The 17,437-nt window shown below is 73.8% G+C and carries 2 protein-coding genes; both read left to right on the top strand.

Annotated elements, in window-relative coordinates; all coding sequences use genetic code 11:
* A complete protein-coding gene (locus tag ABD366_RS27935) occupies positions 1-13,857 on the top strand; it encodes a type I polyketide synthase (protein ID WP_344442676.1) in 13,857 nt (4,618 codons plus the stop codon).
* On the top strand, positions 13,854-17,437 hold a 3,584-nt coding region (locus ABD366_RS27930; RefSeq protein ID WP_425576977.1), incomplete at its 3' end, for a type I polyketide synthase. The genes ABD366_RS27935 and ABD366_RS27930, both read left to right, overlap by 4 nt.

Here is a 17,437-nt window from a genome sequence, read left to right as displayed (position 1 = left end):
ATGAGCGCACCTTCCGACAAGATCGTCGACGCACTGCGCGCCGCGCTGCGCGACAACGAGCGGCTGAAGCAGCGCAACCAGCGCCTGGAGCAGGTCGCGCGCGAGCCCATCGCGATCGTGGGTATGGGCTGCCGGCTGCCCGGCGGCGTCGACGGCCCCGACCGGCTGTGGCAGTTGCTGGCCGACGGCGAGGACGCCATCTCGCCCTTCCCCGACCGGCCCGGCTGGGAACTCGACTCCCTCGTCGACCCCGACCCAGACCGGCGCGGCACCACCTATGTCAGCGAGGGCGGCTTCCTGCACGACGCCGACCGCTTCGACGCGGGCTTCTTCGGCATCAGCCCGCGTGAGGCCCTCGCGATGGATCCCCAGCAGCGGCTGCTGCTCGAGGTCGCCTGGGAGACCCTCGAGCACGCCCGGATCTCCCCGGCCTCCCTGCGATCCACCGCCACCGGGGTCTTCACCGGGGCCACCGGCCAGGACTACGGCCCGTTCGTCCACCAGAGCGGCATCGACACCGAGGGCTATCTCGCCACCGGCACCGCCACCAGCGTCGCCTCCGGCCGCATCGCCTACGTCCTGGGCCTCGAAGGCCCGGCGGTCACCGTCGACACCGCCTGTTCCACCTCGCTGACCGCCCTGCATCTCGCCGTGCAGGCGCTGCGGTCCGGCGAGTGCTCCCTGGCCCTGGCCGGCGGCGCCCAGCTGATGACCAGCCCTTCCACGTTCCGCGAGTTCAGCCGCCAGCGCGGCCTCGCCCCCGACGGCCGCTGCAAGCCGTTCGCCGACGACGCCGACGGTACGGCGTGGAGCGAGGGCGTCGGGCTCCTCCTGGTCGAACGCCTCTCGGACGCACGACGCAACGGCCACCGCGTGCTCGCGGTCGTCCGCGGCTCCGCCGTGAACCAGGACGGCGCCTCCAACGGCCTGACCGCACCGAGCGGCCCGGCTCAGCAGCGCGTCATCCGCCATGCCCTCGCCAACGCCGCTCTGACGCCCGCGGATGTGGACGTGGTGGAGGCGCACGGCACCGGCACGACGCTCGGCGACCCGATCGAGGCGCAGGCCCTGCTCGCCACCTACGGCCAGGACCGCCCGGCCGGCCGGCCCCTGTGGCTCGGTTCGATCAAGTCGAACATCGGGCACGCGCAGGGCGCCGCGGGCGCGGCGGGCGTGATGAAGATGGTCCTGGCGATGCGGCACGGTGTGATGCCGAAGTCGCTGCACCTGGGCACGCCGACGTCGCATGTGGACTGGGCGGACGGTGCGGTGGAGTTGCTGGCCGAGGCGCGGGAGTGGCCGCGCGGCGAGCGGCCGCGGCGTGCGGGTGTGTCGGCGTTCGGGATGAGCGGGACGAACGTCCACGTGATTTTGGAGGAGGCACCGGAACCGGAATCGGAGCCGGAGCCGGAGCCGGGTTTTGTAGCTGAGCCAGTCGCGGTGGAGGCGCCTTCTGCCGTGCCGTGGTTGGTGTCGGCGCGGAGTGCGGCGGGGTTGCGGGGGCAGGCGGCGGCACTGGCGGCGCTGGGTGACTGCGATCCGGTGGGCGTCGGCTGGTCGTTGGCGACGACGCGGGCGCGGCTGGAGCATCGGGCGGTGGTGACGGGTTCGTACGGTGCGGCGCTGGGTGCGTTGTCGAACGGTGAGCCGTCGGCACACGTGGTGTCCGGGACGGTGGCTCCGGTGGGCCGGCCGGTGTTCGTGTTCCCCGGTCAGGGGGCGCAGTGGACTGCGATGGGTGCTCAACTCCTGGACGAGTCAGCGGTGTTCGCGGGTGTGGTCGCGGAGTGTGAGGCGGCGATGGCGGGCCTGGTGGACTGGTCCGTCACGGATGTTCTACGGGGTGCCGGTGGGGCGCCGTCGTTGGAGCGGGTTGATGTGGTGCAGCCCGCGTCGTTCGTGGTGATGGTGTCGCTGGCGGCGCTGTGGCGTTCGTACGGGATTGAACCGGCCGCGGTGCTGGGCCACTCCCAGGGTGAGATCGCCGCCGCGTATGTCGCGGGGATTCTCACGCTGGAGGATGCGCTGCGGGTGGTCTGCCTGCGGAGTAAGGCGATTGCGGAGTTGGCGAGTGGGGCGGGCACGATGGCCTCGGTCGGGGCCGGTGTGGCCCGGGTGGAGGAGATCCTCGCTCCGTGGGGTGAGCGTGTGTCGGTCGCGGCGGTGAACGGTCCGTCCCAGGTGGTCATCTCCGGTGAGGTCGACGCGGTCGAGGAAGTGGTCGTCGGCTGCCAGGAGTTGGGGTTGCGGGCGCGGCGGATCGCCGTCGACTACGCCTCGCACTCCGCGTCGATGGAGGTGTTGCGGTCCGACCTGGCTCAGGCGCTGGCGAGGATCGCGCCCCGTAGCGGCGAGATCCCGCTGCTGTCGACGGTGACGGGTGAGTTCGTCGACGGCACGGTGATGGATGGCGGCTATTGGTTCACGAACCTGCGTTCGCGGGTCCGGTTCGCCGAGGCGGTCGAGAAGTTGGCGGCCGACGGTCACGGCGTGTTTGTCGAGGTCTCCTCCCACCCCGTGCTGACGGCCGCCGTGCAGGACCTGGCCGACGAGGGCATCGTCACCGGTTCGCTCCGCCGCGACGACGGCGGTCTGGACCGTTTCCATGCCGGGGCGGCCGAGTTGTGGGTGCGCGGCGTCGACGTCGACTGGACGGCGGCCTTCCCCGACCCGCGCCCGGCCACCGTCGACCTGCCCACCTACGCCTTCCAACGCCAGGGCTATTGGCCGGAGTTGAGCTCCGGGCCGCAGGACACCGCCCGCGCCTCCGACGATGAATTCTGGGCCGCGGTGGAGCGGGCCGACGTGGACGCGCTCGCCGGGACACTGGGCACGGAAACCGCCGTGCTCGACCCGCTGCTGCCCGCACTGGCCGACTGGCGGCGCAAGCGGCGCGAGCAGGACACCGCCGACGCCTGGCGCTACGAGGTGAAGTGGCGCCCCCGGGGCCACGACGGCGTGCGGCCCGAGCTGACCGGGACCTGGCTGCTCGTCCTGCCCGCGTGCGAGGCGGACGGCGGGCGTGCCGCCGCGGTCGCCGATGCCGTACGTGCCCATGGCGCGGACGTGCGCACCCTGGTCCTGACGGACGACTCGAGCGACCGGCGGACGATCGCCGAACGCCTGCGGAACCTCGTACCGCAGCCGTCCGGAGTGCTGTCGCTCGCCGCGCTCGACGAGCGGCCGCACCCCGAGCGGCCCGCCGTGCCGTCCGGGCTCGCGGCCACCGTCGCGCTGGTGCAGGCGCTCGGTGACGCGGCCGTCGAGGCGCCGGTGTGGCTCGCCACCCGGGGCGCGGTCGGCATCGGGCCGTCGGATCCCGCGCGCAGCGTGCCCCAGGCCGCGGTCTGGGGGCTCGGCCGGGTCGTCGGTCTCGAGCATCCGGACCGCTGGGGCGGCCTGATCGACCTGCCCGAACTCCTCGACGCGCGCGGCGCCCAGCGGCTCGCCGCCGCGCTGGCCGACGGCGGCGAGGACCAGATCGCGCTGCGTGCGTCCGGCACGTTCGTGCGCAGGCTCGCGCACGCCGGCCAGGGCGGCCCCCGGGTCCGCCGCTGGCAGCCGCACGGCACCGCGCTGATCACCGGCGGCACCGGCGGGATCGGCGCGGAACTCGCGCGGTGGCTCGCGGCCGAGGGCATCGAGCACCTCCTGCTGACCGGCCGGCGCGGCGCCGAGGCACCCGGAGCGGCGGAACTGCGCGACGAGCTGACCGCGCAGGGCGTGGGCGTCACCGTCGCCGCCTGCGATGTCGCCGACCGTGCCGCCCTCGCCGAGGTACTCGCTCTGGTGCCCGCGGAGCACCCGCTGACGGCCGTCGTGCACGCCGCGGGCGTCGGCGAGTTCGCGCCGCTCGACGAGCACGACCTCGACGGACTCGCGGACGTGCTGAGCGCGAAGACGCTCGGCGCCGCTCACCTCGACGAACTCCTCGAAGGGCATCTCGGCGGCCGGCAACTGGACGCGTTCGTGCTGTTCTCCTCCAGCGCCGGTGTCTGGGGCAGCGGCGGACAGTCCGCTTACGCGGCGGCCAACGCCTGCCTGGACGCGCTGGCTCACGACCGCCGCTCCCGTGGCCTGACCGCCACCTCGGTGGCGTGGGGCGCCTGGGGCGGCGCGGGCATGGCGGCCGATACCGGCATGGCACGCCACCTCGGCGCCCGCGGCATCCGGCCGATGCCGCCCGCCGCCGCCCTCGCCGCGCTGCGCGCCGCCGTGGAACGCGACGAGACAGCCCCGGTCGTCGCCGACATGGACTGGGAGCGGTTCGCCCCCTCGTTCACGGCGGCCAGGCCCCGCCCGCTCCTCGACGAACTGCCCGAGGCCATCGGCGTGTCGGGAGCCGGTGAACCGGACGACGGGCAGGCCGAAGAGGCGCTGCGCCACCGGCTGGCCGGACGGACACCGGCGGAACAGCGGCACGAACTCCTCGGACTGGTCCGCGCGCACGCCGCCGCGGTCCTCGGCCACGCCGACAGCGCCGCCATCGAGGAGGAACGTGCTTTCCGCGACCTCGGCTTCGACTCGCTGACCGCCCTCGAACTGCGCAACCGGCTGAACGCCGCGACCGGACTGCGGCTGCCCGCCACCCTGGTCTTCGACCACGCCAGGCCCCGGCTGCTCGCCGACTTCCTGCACGCCGAACTCGGTGGTGTGAGCGCCGGGCAGGACACGGTGGCGCCGCGCGGCGGCGCGGCCGACGACGAACCGATCGCCATCGTCGGCATGGGCTGCCGCTACCCCGGGGAGGTCCGCTCGCCCGAGGACTTCTGGGCCCTGCTCGCCGACGGCACCGACGCCCTGTCGCCGCTGCCTTCCGACCGCGGCTGGCCGGCCGTCGTCGACGGGGTCGGCGAAGGCGGTTTCGTGTACGACGCGATCGACTTCGACGCGGGCTTCTTCGGGATGAGCCCGCGCGAGGCACTCGCCACCGACCCGCAGCAACGTCTGCTGCTCGAAACAGCCTGGGAAGCGTTCGAGCACGCCGGGATCGACCCGGCCTCGGTGCGCGGCAGCCGTACCGGCGTCTTCATCGGCTGCAACAGCATGGGTTACGGGAGCGGCCTCCGGACCGTCCCCGAAGAGGTCAAGGGGCACCTCCTCGTCGGCAACGCCACCAGCGTCGTGTCCGGCCGGGTCGCGTACACGCTCGGCCTGGAGGGCCCCGCGGTGACCCTCGACACGGCGTGCTCCTCCTCGCTGGTCGCGCTGCACTGGGCGGCCCAGTCGCTGCGCTCGGGCGAGTCCACGATGGCGCTCGCCGGCGGTGTGGCCGTGCTGGTCACTCCCGACAGCTTCACGGAGTTCAGCCGCCAGGGCGGCCTGGCCGCCGATGGCCGCTGCAAGGCGTTCTCCGACGACGCGGACGGCACGGGCTGGGGCGAGGGCGCCGGTGTCCTCGTACTGGAACGGCTCTCCGACGCCCGCCGCAACGGCCACCAGGTGCTGGCCGTGGTGCGCGGCACGGCCACCAATCAGGACGGCGCCTCCAACGGCCTCAGCGCACCCAGCGGCCCCGCCCAGCAGCGCGTCATCCGGCAGGCGCTGGCCAACGCAGGTGTCGAGGCGGCCGAGGTGGACGTCGTCGAGGCCCACGGCACGGGCACGACACTCGGCGACCCGATCGAGGCGCAGGCGCTGCTCGCCACGTACGGCCGGGACCGGCCCGCCGACCGGCCGCTGTGGCTCGGCTCGGTCAAGTCCAACATCGGGCACACGCAGGCCGCCGCCGGTGTCGCGGGTGTCATGAAGATGGTGCTCGCCCTGCGCCACGCCGAACTCCCCAGGACGCTGTACGCCGACACGCCGTCCTCGCACGTGGACTGGGCCTCGGGCGCGGTGGAGCTGCTGTCGCAGGCCCGGGAGTGGCCGCGCGGCGAACGCCCGCGCCGGGCGGGCGTCTCCGCCTTCGGCATCAGCGGCACGAACGCGCACGTCATCATCGAAGAGGCCCCCGCCCGGACGGAGCCCGCCACCCCGGACGCCCACCGTCTCCCGGTGGTGCCATGGCTGGTCTCGGCCGCTTCGCGCGAGGCGGTCGCGGCGCAGGCCGGACGGCTGGCCGCCGGGACGCAGGGCCTGGACGCGGCGGACGTGGGTCTGTCGCTGGCCACCACCCGTGCCGCCCTCGGACACCGCGCCGTCGTCCTCGGCGCCGACACCGATGAACTGCGGGCGGGGCTGAGCGAGCAGCCGGTTCCCGGGCTGGTCCGCAGCGGCCTGACCGGCTTCGTCTTCTCCGGTCAGGGCGGTCAACGCCTGCGCATGGGACGTGAGTTGGCGGACGCGTTCCCGGTGTTCGCGACGGCTCTGGACGAGGTGTGCGCGCATTTCGACGGACTGCTGGACCGGCCGTTGCGTGAGGTGATCCGCGAGGACGCGGAGGCTCTCGGGCGGACGGGGTGGGCGCAGCCTGCGTTGTTCGCGGTCGAGGTGGCGTTGTTCCGGCTGGTGGAGTCGTGGGGTGTCAGGCCGGATTATCTGGTCGGGCATTCGGTGGGTGAGCTGGCCGCCGCGCATGTGTCCGGTGTGCTGTCCCTGGAAGACGCATGCCAACTGGTCGCTGCGCGTGCCGGGTTGATGCAGGCGTTGCCTGCGGGTGGTGTGATGTGGGCGGTGCGGGCGACCCTCGATGAGGTGACTCCGCTGCTGGTGGAGGGTGTGTCGGTGGCGGCGGTGAATGCCCCCGGACAGGTCGTCCTGTCCGGTACCCGTGCAGCCGTCGAGACGGTGGCCGCTCAGTTCGCCGACCGTCAGGGCCGCTGGCTTGAGGTCAGTCACGCTTTCCACTCGGCGCTCATGGACCCGATGCTGGCTGAGTTCGCGTCGGCGGCGGGCGAGTTGACGTACGGCACACCCCGCATCCCGATCGTCTCCACGCTCACGGGGGAGCCGGTCACCGACTTCACCGCGTCGTACTGGGTGGACCAGGTGCGTGGCACGGTCCGTTTCGCCGACGCGATCACGGCGCTGAAGTCCCTCGGTGTGACCCGGTTCCTGGAGCTGGGCCCGGACTCCACTCTCGTCGGCGCGATCGACGAGACGTACGAGGACGCGGCACTGACGGCATCGCTCCTGCGCCGGGACCAGCCGGAACCGGTCACCGCGGTCGCCGCCCTGGCCCATCTGTGGGCGGCCGGTGCCGAGGTGGACTGGGCGGCGTTCTTCGCCCCGGCGGGCGCGCGGACCACCGCCCTTCCCACGTACGCCTTCCAGCGACGGCGTTACTGGCTCGGCGCGGGATCCCCCGTGACGGGGGACGGCTGGAACTACCAGGTCACCTGGCGGCGGAGCGCCGACCGGCACGGCTCGCCCACCGGACGCTGGCTGCTGTTGACGGCCGGGACCGGCGACCCCGTCGCCGAAGCGCTCGCCGAGGAGCTGCGCGACCACGGCGCGCACCCCGAATCCGTCGTCCTCGCCCCGGACACGGACCACGCGGAGCCGCTCGCCGGGTACACCAGCATCGCGGGCGTCATCTGCCTGCCGGCACGGACGGCCGGGCCCGGCCCGGGCGCGGCCGGCTGGCTCGCGGACGTCGTGCGCGCGCTCGGCGAGGCCGCGGTCACGGCACCGCTGTGGTGCGTCACCAGCGGCGCCGTCACCACCGGTGTCACGGACGCGGCGCCGGATCCCGAGCTGGCGGCCGTCTGGGGCCTCGGCCGGGTCGCCGCGCTGGAACACCCGGACCGCTGGGGCGGACTGGTCGACCTGCCGCCGCGGCCGGCCGCGCGGGACATCGAGCGGCTGACCGGACTGCTGTCCGCGGACGGCGGCGGCACCATGGACAACGAGCTCGCGATCCGCTCCACCGGTCTGTCCGTCCGGCGCCTGGAGCGTGCCGCCCCGCCCACCGGCGCGGCCGGCGAAGCGCCGTTCGGCGGCACCGTACTGATCACCGGCGGCACCGGGGCGCTGGGCGCCCACGTCGCCCGCAGGCTCGCCGGGCAGGGTGCCGGACACCTCGTCCTGATCGGACGCCGCGGACCGGACGCGCCCGGCGCCGCCGAACTGCGCGAGGAGCTGACCGCCGCCGGGACCCGCGTCACCCTTGCCGCCTGCGACGTCGCCGACCGGGCCGCGCTCGCCGCGCTGATCGGCGGACTCGACGCCGACGGCGTCCGCATCGACGCGGTCGTGCACGCCGCCGGTGTGACTGACGACGGGCTGCTGCACACGATGACCCGGCGGCAGCTCGGGGACGTCTGGGCGGCGAAGGCGACGGCCGCCGCGCATCTGGACGAACTGCTCGGCGACCGGCCCCTGAACGCGTTCGTGCTGTTCTCCTCGCTGTCGGGCACCCTGGGCGCCGTCGGCCAGGCGGGATACGCGGCCGCCAACGCCTACCTGGACGCGCTCGCCGCGCGGCGGCGGGCCGCCGGACGGCCTGCGCTGTCCGTCGCATGGGGGCCCTGGGCCGGTGACGGCATGGCCGCCGAGGACGGCCTCGCGGAACGGATGCGGCACACCGGGCTGATCCCGATGGACGCCGCCACGGCACTGACAGCGCTGGAGCGCACCCTGACCGGTGACGCGCCCACCCAGGTGATCGCCGACGTCGACTGGGACCTGTCGGCCGCCGGGTGGCCCGGCGGGCTGCTCGCGGAGCTGGCAGCACCGGGGGGCGCCCCCGACGCCCAGCGCCCGGAACCCACCCTGCGACGCGAGGTGCTCGCCCTGCCCGAACAGGCGCGGCACGCCGCGCTCCTGGACGCCGTGCGCGCCCAGGCCGCCGAGGTCCTCGGCCACGAGAGCGCCGCGGCCGTCGAACCGGAGGCCGCGTTCGCCGCGCTCGGCTTCGACTCGCTGCTCGCCCTCGACCTGCGCCGCAGGCTCGCCGCGCTCACCGGCCTCGTCCTGCCGGCCACCCTGGTCTACGACCACCCCAACGCCGATGCGCTCACCCGCCATCTGCTCGCCACCCTGTCCGGCACCCGGCCCGGGGACCCGGCCGCCGTGGTGCCGGTCCCGGCGCGGGACGACGACGAACCGATCGCCGTGGTCGGCATGAGCTGCCGGTTCTCCGGCGGCATCCGGACGCCCGAGGAGCTGTGGCGGCTGCTGACCGACGGGGCGGACGCCATGGGCCCGTTCCCCGAGGACCGCGGCTGGGACACCGCTTCCCTTTACCACCCCGACCCCGCCCACGAAGGCACCTCGTACGCACGCGAGGGCGGTTTCCTGCACGGTGTCGCGGACTTCGACGCCGACCTGTTCGGCATCAACCCGCGCGAGGCCCTCGCCATGGACCCGCAGCAGCGACTCCTCCTCGAGTGCTCCTGGGAGGCGCTGGAACGTGCCGGCATCGATCCGCGCTCGGTACGCGGCAGCCGCATCGGCGTGTTCGCGGGGACCAACGGCCAGGACTACCCCGTGGCCCTGCACAACTCCCGGGAGAACGTCGCCGGTTACATCGCCACCGGCAGCTCCGCCAGCGTGTTCTCGGGCCGGATCTCCTACACGTTCGGGCTCGAAGGTCCCGCCATGACCGTGGACACCGCGTGCTCCGCGTCCCTGGTCGCCCTGCACCTGGCCTGCCAGGCGCTGCGCGCCGGAGAATGCACCGCCGCACTCGTCGCCGGCGCGTCCGTGATGAGCACCCCGGGCGCCTTCGTCGAGTTCAGCCGGCAGCGCGCACTGTCACCGGACGGCCGCTGCAAGGCGTTCTCCGACGACGCCGACGGCACCGGCTGGGGCGAGGGCGCCGGCGTCGTCATGGTGGAACGCCTCTCCGACGCCCGCCGCAACGGCCACCCCGTGCTGGCCGTGATCCGCGGCACCGCCGTCAACCAGGACGGCGCGTCCAACGGCCTCAGCGCGCCCAGCGGCCCCGCCCAGCAGCGGGTCGTCCGCCAGGCGCTTGCCGTGGCCGGACTGACCCCGCAGGACGTCGACGCCGTGGAGGCACACGGCACGGGCACGACGCTGGGCGACCCGATCGAGGCGCAGGCGCTGCTCGCCACGTACGGCCAGGACCGGCCCGCCGACCGGCCGCTGTGGCTCGGCTCGGTCAAGTCCAACATCGGGCACACCCAGGCCGCCGCCGGTGTCGCCGGAGTCATCAAGACCGTCCTGGCACTGCGGCACGCCACCCTGCCCAGGACCCTGCACGTGGCGGAACCCACCCGGCACGTCGACTGGGAGTCGGGCGCCGTACAACTGCTCACCGAGCAGCGGGCCTGGCCCGACCTCGGCCGGCCGCGCCGCGCGGGCGTCTCCGCGTTCGGCGTCAGCGGCACCAACGCCCACGCCATCCTGGAACAGGCCCCCGAACCCGAGCCCGCGGACCCGGACACCGAGCCCGGCACCGAGCCCGGCCCCGTCCCGTTCTCCGACGCGGTGCTGTGGACCCTGTCCGGCAGGACACCGCAGGCCCTCGCGGCGCAGGCCACCCGGCTGCTGGCCACGGTGACCGCCCCGGACGCACCGGCTCCGGCCGATGTGGCCCGCGCCCTGGTCACCTCGCGCGCCGCACTCGACCGGCGGGCCGCCGTCGTCGGCACCGTCCACGACGACCTGGTGGCCGGTCTGAGCGCGCTCGCGGACGGCCGGGAAGCCGCCCACGTCGTCACCGCGACGGCCGGTTCACCCGGCAGGACCGTCTTCGTCTTCCCCGGACAGGGCGCCCAATGGGCCACCATGGCCACCGAACTCGCCGCGTCCTCCCCGGTGTTCGCCGCGAAACTCGCGGCATGCGAGGAGGCGCTCGCCGAACACGTCGACTGGAAGCTCACCGACGTCCTGCACGGCACGCCCGGCGCCCCCGGCTACGACCGGGTCGACGTCGTCCAGCCCGTGCTGTTCGCCGTGATGGTCTCGCTCGCCGAACTCTGGCAGTCCTGCGGGGTCCGCCCGCACGCCGTCATCGGGCACTCCCAGGGCGAGATCGCCGCCGCCTGCGTGGCGGGCGCCCTCTCCCTGAGCGACGCCGCACGCGTCGTCGCCCTGCGCAGCCGCGCCCTGACCGGACTCGCCGGCAGCGGCGGCATGGTGTCCGTGATGCTCGCCCCCGAGACCGCCGCCGAACTGGTCGCCGGATACGACGGCCGCCTGTCGGTCGCCGCCGTCAACGGGCCCGCCTCGGTGGTGATCTCCGGCGACGTGGACGCACTCGACGGGCTCCTGGCCCACTGCGAGGACCACGCGATCCGGGCCCGGCGCATCCCCGTCGACTACGCCTCGCACAGCGCCCACGTCGACCGTATCGCCGACGAGGTCCGCGCCGCGCTGCGGCCGGTCCGCCCGCGGCGCCCCACGATCCCCATGCTGTCCACCGTCACCGGAGAGTGGATCGACGACGCCGGACTCGACGCCGACTACTGGTTCCAGAACCTGCGCAGGCCCGTGCTGCTCGACCCCGTCGTCCGCACCCTCGCCGGGCAGGGCCACCGTAGCTTCCTGGAGATGAGCCCCCACCCGGTGCTGACCGTCCCCGTCCGGGAGACCGTCGACCACCTCGGCGACGGCGCCCCGAGCGCCGGACGGATCTTCGTCGGCGGGTCGCTGCGCCGCGACGACGGCGGCCCCCGCCGGTTCGCCGCCTCGCTCGCCGAGGCGTACGTCTCCGGCATGGACGTCGACTGGAACACCGTGACCGCGGGCCCCGCGGCCGCCCGCGTGGAACTGCCGACGTACGCGTTCCAGCACCGCCGCTACTGGCCGCGCCCCGCGGCACCCGCCCTGGACCGGACCGCGGCCGACCCGGTCGACGACGCCTTCTGGACGGCCGTCGAGCAGAGGGACGCCACCACGCTCGCCGACACCCTCGGCGTCGGCGCCACCGCCCTCGACGAAGTGCTGCCCCGGCTGTCCGCCTGGCGCCGCGACCGACGGGACGCCGCCGCGCTGGACGCCCTGCGCTACCGCGCCGTGTGGCGCCCGCTCCCCGAGCAGCGGCCCGCACGCCTGACCGGCACCTGGCTGCTGCTCACCCCCGCGGGGGGCGACCACACGGCCTGGTGCGAGACGGTCGGCCGGGCCCTGGCCGCCGCCCCCGGAGCCGAACTGCGGACCGTGACCGTCGAGCCGGCCACGGCGACCCGCGCCTCCCTCACCGACCTGCTGCGCGAACACCAGCCGCACGACGGCCGGCTGAGCGGCATCCTCTCCCTCCTCGGTACCGACCTGAGCCCGCACCCGGAACACCCGGAGATACCCGCGGGGGTCGCCGCCACCCTGCAACTCGCCCAGGCACTGGCCGGCACCGACGGCGGCGCGCCGCTGTGGCTGCTGACCCGCGCCGCCGAACTCGTCACGGACACCGACCGGCTCACCGACAGCGCCCAACGGCAGATCTGGGGTCTGGGCCGGGTCATCGCGCTCGAGTACGCCGACCGATGGGGCGGCCTCCTCGACCTGCCGGCCGAACTCACCGAACCCGACACGACCCGGCTCCAGAGACTGCTGGCCGGCAGCGGCGACGAGGACCAGCTCGCCCTGCGCCCCCGGGGCGCCTTCGTACGACGCCTCGTGCCCGCACCCCTCGGCGACACCCCGGCACACCGCACCTGGCGGCCCCGGGGCACCGCGCTCATCACCGGCGGCACCGGCGGACTCGGCGCCCGCGTCGCCCGCTGGCTCGCCGAAGCCGGCACCGAGCACCTCGTCCTCACCAGCCGCCGCGGCCCCGACGCACCCGGCGCCGACGCCCTGCACGCCGAACTGACCGCCCTTGGCGCCCGGGTGACCATCGCCGCCTGCGACGTCGCGGACCGCACCGCGCTCGCCGCACTCCTGGGCGAACTGCGCGACGACGGCCACCACATCCGCACCGTCGTGCACGCGGCCGGACTCGTCCAGGCCACCCCGCTCTCCGACATGAGCCTCGCCGAATGCGCCGCCGTACTCGCCGCCAAGACCCTCGGCGCGACCCACCTCGACCAACTGCTCGGCGAGTTCTTCGACGAAGCCGACCTGGACGCGTTCATCCTCTTCTCCTCCAACGCCGGCGTCTGGGGCAGCGGAGGCCAGGCCGCCTACGCCGCCGCGAACGCCGCCCTCGACGCCCTCGCCCAGTCCCGCAGGGCACGCGGCCGCACCGCCACCTCGGTCGCCTGGGGTGCCTGGTCCGGCAGCGGTATGGCCGCGGACCCGGCCGCCGAGGAACAACTGCGCCGCCGCGGCGTCCTCGCCATCGCCCCCGACCGGGCCCTCGCCGCGCTGCGCCAGGCCCTGGAACACGACGAGACGCTCCTCACCGTCGCGGACATCGACTGGCCGCGCTTCGCGACCGGCTTCACCGCGGCGCGCCCCCGCCCCCTGCTCACCGAACTGCCGACCGGCCGCGGCACCGCCGCCGACGACACCGACACGGCGGAGCAGCCGGACACGGACCCCGGCGAACGGCTGCGCGCCATGCCCGCCGCGGAACGGGAGGCGGCCATGCTCGACCTGGTGCGGTCCGCCGTCGCCGCCGTCCTGGGCCACGACGAAGCAGCCGCCATCGACGTGACCCGGCCCTTCAAGGACCTCGGATTCGACTCCCTGACCTCGGTGGAGCTGCGCGACCGGCTGACGGCCGCGACGCGCCTCAGCCTGCCCGCGACGCTGGTCTTCGACCATCCGACGGCGCTCGACCTCGTCGGCAGGCTGCGGACCGGGCTCGGCGGGGAGGAGACCGCGCAACTCTCCCCCGATCAGGCAGTACTTGAGGAGCTGGACAAGATTGAAGCCGGAATTTCAGCTCTTTCCCCAGATCACGATCTGGACGCCGTCCAGGCGCGGTTGCGCAGCCTACTGTCGGCGCTGGGAGACAGGCAGTCCGCGGAAGACGAAGTGCCTGTGACCCGCAAGTTGGAGACAGCGACAGACGACGAGCTGTTCGAATTCATCCACAGGGAGTTCGGTAAGTCTTCCTGAGCGATAGCCGAAGCTACCGTCTCCTGTGGCGACGCCGACAGGAGACGGTCCGTACGGTGAACGAGGACAAGCTTCGCGACTATCTCAAGTGGACGACAGCCGATCTTCACGAGACCCGCAAGCGGCTCCGTGAGGTGGAGGACGCCGCCCGGGAACCCATCGCGATCATCGCGATGAACTGCCGGTTCCCCGGCGGGGTCCGCTCCTCCGACGACCTCTGGCGGCTCGTCGTGGACGGGGTGGACGCCCTGTCCCCCGTGCCGCGCGACCGCGGCTGGGATCTCGACCTGCCCGGCGTCGGCCCCGCCACCCAGGGCGGCTTCCTGTCCGGCGTCGCCGACTTCGACGCCTCCCTCTTCGGGATCTCGCCGCGCGAGGCCCTCGCCATGGACCCGCAGCAGCGTCTCCTCCTCGAGGTCGTGTGGGAGTCCCTCGAGCGGGCCGGCATCGCGCCGATGTCCACCAAGGGCGAGAAGGTCGGCGTCTTCATGGGCGGTTCGCCGTCCCGCTACGACGTTCTGCTGGGCGCCGACGACGGCGTCGACGGCTACATCATGACCGGCAGCGCGGGCAGTGTCCTGTCCGGCCGTGTCTCCTACGCTCTGGGCCTCGAGGGCCCCGCGGTGACCGTCGACACGGCGTGCTCGTCCTCGCTGGTGGCTCTGCATCTGGCCGCGCAGTCGCTGCGGGCCGGGGAGTGCGAGCTCGCCCTGACGGGCGGCGCCGCGATCATGTCGACGCCGGGCGCGTTCGTCGAGTTCGAGCGGCAGGGCGGACTGTCCGGGGACGGCCGCTGCAAGGCGTTCTCGGACGACGCCGACGGTACGGGCTGGGGCGAGGGCGTCGGAGTCCTGGTCCTCGAGCGGCTGTCCGACGCCCGCCGCAACGGCCACCAGGTCCTCGCGGTGGTCCGCGGATCGGCCGTCAACCAGGACGGCGCCTCCAACGGCCTGACCGCACCGAACGGACCGTCGCAACAGCGCGTAATCCGCGAAGCGTTGGCGAGCGCACGCCTGTCGGCGACGGACGTGGACGCGGTGGAGGCGCACGGCACGGGCACCAAGCTGGGCGACCCGATCGAGGCGCAGGCACTCCTCGCCACCTACGGCCAGGGACGCGACGAGGACCGGCCGCTGTGGCTGGGCTCGGTCAAGTCGAACATCGGCCACACGCAGGCGGCGGCCGGTGTCGCGGGTGTCATGAAGATGGTCCTGGCCATGCGCCACGGACTCCTGCCGAAGACACTGCACGCCGGGACGCCGTCCTCACACGTGGACTGGTCGGTGGGCTCGGTGGAGTTGCTGGCGCAGTCGCGGGAGTGGGCGCCGGGTGAGCGGCCACGGCGGGCGGGTGTGTCCGCGTTCGGCGTCAGCGGGACCAACGCCCACGTCATCCTCGAGGAAGCACCGCCGGCCGCCGAGCCGGAACCGGCCGTCGGTCCGGACACAGCGGCGCCGGAGGCGCTGCAACTTCCGGTGGTGCCGTGGCTGGTGTCGGCGAAGACGGCCGAGGGTGTGGCGGCGCAGGCCCGACGGCTGGCCGCCGGGGTGGACGGCCTGGACGTGACGGACGTGGGTCTGTCGCTGGCGACGACGCGGGCCGCACTGGAGCACAGGGCGGTCGTTCTCGGCACCGATGCCGATGAGTTGCGGGCGGGGCTGGATGACCCTCAGCACCTGTCGCCGGTCATGGCCCGGGGTGGCCCGACCGGATTCGTCTTCTCCGGTCAGGGTGGTCAACGGGTCGGTATGGGCCGGGAGCTGGCGGCTTCGTTCCCGGTGTTCGCCACCGCCCTGGACGAGGTGTGTGCGCACTTCGAGGGACTGTTGGACCGGCCGTTGCGTGAGGTGATGTTCGAGGACGCGGAGGCTCTCGGGCGGACGGGGTGGGCGCAGCCTGCGTTGTTCGCGGTCGAGGTGGCGTTGTTCCGGCTGGTGGAGTCGTGGGGCGTCCGCCCGGATTACGTGGTCGGCCACTCGATCGGTGAGCTGGCCGCCGCGCATGTGTCCGGTGTGCTGTCGCTCGCCGACGCCTGCCGGCTGGTGCGTGCGCGTGCCGGGTTGATGCAGGCGCTGCCCGCGGGTGGTGCGATGTGGGCGGTGCGGGCGACCCTCGACGAGGTGACTCCGCTCTTGGTCGAGGGTGTGTCGGTGGCGGCGGTCAACGCCCCGGGGCAGATCGTCCTCTCCGGAACCCGTGCGGCGGTCGAGGCCGTGGCCGCTCAGTTCGCGGACCGTCAAGGGCGGTGGCTTGAGGTCAGTCACGCTTTCCACTCGGCCCTCATGGACCCGATGCTGGCCGAATTCGCGGCAGCAGCAGGTGAGTTGACGTACCACACTCCTCGTATCCCGATCATCTCCACGGTGACCGGTGAGCTGACCGAGGAGTTCACCGCGTCGTACTGGGTGGACCAGGTGCGCGGTACCGTCCGTTTCGCCGACGCCGTGTCCCGGGCGCAGGCGCTGGGCGTCACACGCCTGGTGGAACTCGGCCCGGATGCCGGCCTGGTCGGCGCCGTCGGCGAGGCATGCGACGACGAGGTGTTCGCCGTCTCGCTGCTGCGCCGGGACAAGCCCGAGCCGCACACGGCGGTCACCGCACTGACCCGCCTGTGGGCGGAGGGCGGGCACGTCGACTGGGCGGCGTTCTTCGCGCCGACCGGCTCCGCTGTCGTCGACCTGCCCACGTATGCCTTCCAGCGGGAGCGTTTCTGGCCGGGGGTGCGGCGGGTGCCGGTGGTGGGTTCGGCTGCTGGGGATGCCGTGTTCTGGGATGCGGTGGAGCGCAGTGACGCCGAGGTGTTCGCGGCGGAGTTCGGTGTGGATCTCGAGGCGCCGTTGCGGGAGACGTTGCCGGTGTTCTCGGCGTGGCAGCGTCGGCGTCATGAGCGGGAGGCGTCCGACAGGCTGCGCTACGAGGCCGTCTGGGAGCCGGTTGTCGCTGATGGGGCCGTTGATGTTGCCGGTGGCTGGCTGCTCGTCGAGCCGGCGGAAGGCGAGGACGCGTGGGCGGGTGTGCTGGCGGAGGAGTTGGTGGCGCGGGGTGCCCGGGTGGAGCGGTTGCGGCTGGGGACGGACGGTCTGGACCGGGCGGCTCTGGCAGTGCGGCTGGGCGAGTTCGGTGATGTTGCTCGTGTGGTCTCTTTCCTGGGTCAGGAGGAGGCCGGGTGTCGCGGTGTTGCTGCGACGGCTGTGGTGGTGCAGGCGCTTGGTGATGCCGGGCTGGATGGCCGTGTGTGGTCGGTGACGTCGGGGGCGGTGTCGACGGGTCCGGGTGATGAGGTGTCGCGTCCGGTGCGTGCGGGTGTGTGGGGTCTGGGCCGGGTCGTGGCGTTGGAGGAGCCGGGGCGTTGGGGTGGTCTGGTCGATGTGCCGGAGCAGCCGTCAAAGGATTCTGTCGGGCGGTTGGTGGAGGTGCTGGCGGGTGGTGCTGGTGATGAGGATCAGCTGGCGGTGCGTGGCGGGACCGTACTTGGGCGGCGTCTGGTGCCTGCGCGTCGCCGTGACGGGGGCGGGGCCTGGTCGCCGTCGGGGACGGTGCTGATCACGGGTGGTCTGGGTGCGTTGGGTGCGCGGGTGGC

This window comes from Streptomyces kunmingensis, assembly GCF_039533535.1.
Taxonomy (GTDB): domain Bacteria; phylum Actinomycetota; class Actinomycetes; order Streptomycetales; family Streptomycetaceae; genus Streptomyces; species Streptomyces kunmingensis.
The sequence above is the reverse complement of the archived record's forward strand: the minus strand, read 5'-3'. Positions and strand labels throughout refer to the sequence as shown.

What these genes read in the sequence shown, in the direction of transcription:
- ABD366_RS27935 (WP_344442676.1), top strand. Translation starts at nt 1, where the DNA reads ATGAGCGCACCTTCCGACAAGATCGTCGACGCACTGCGCGCCGCGCTG.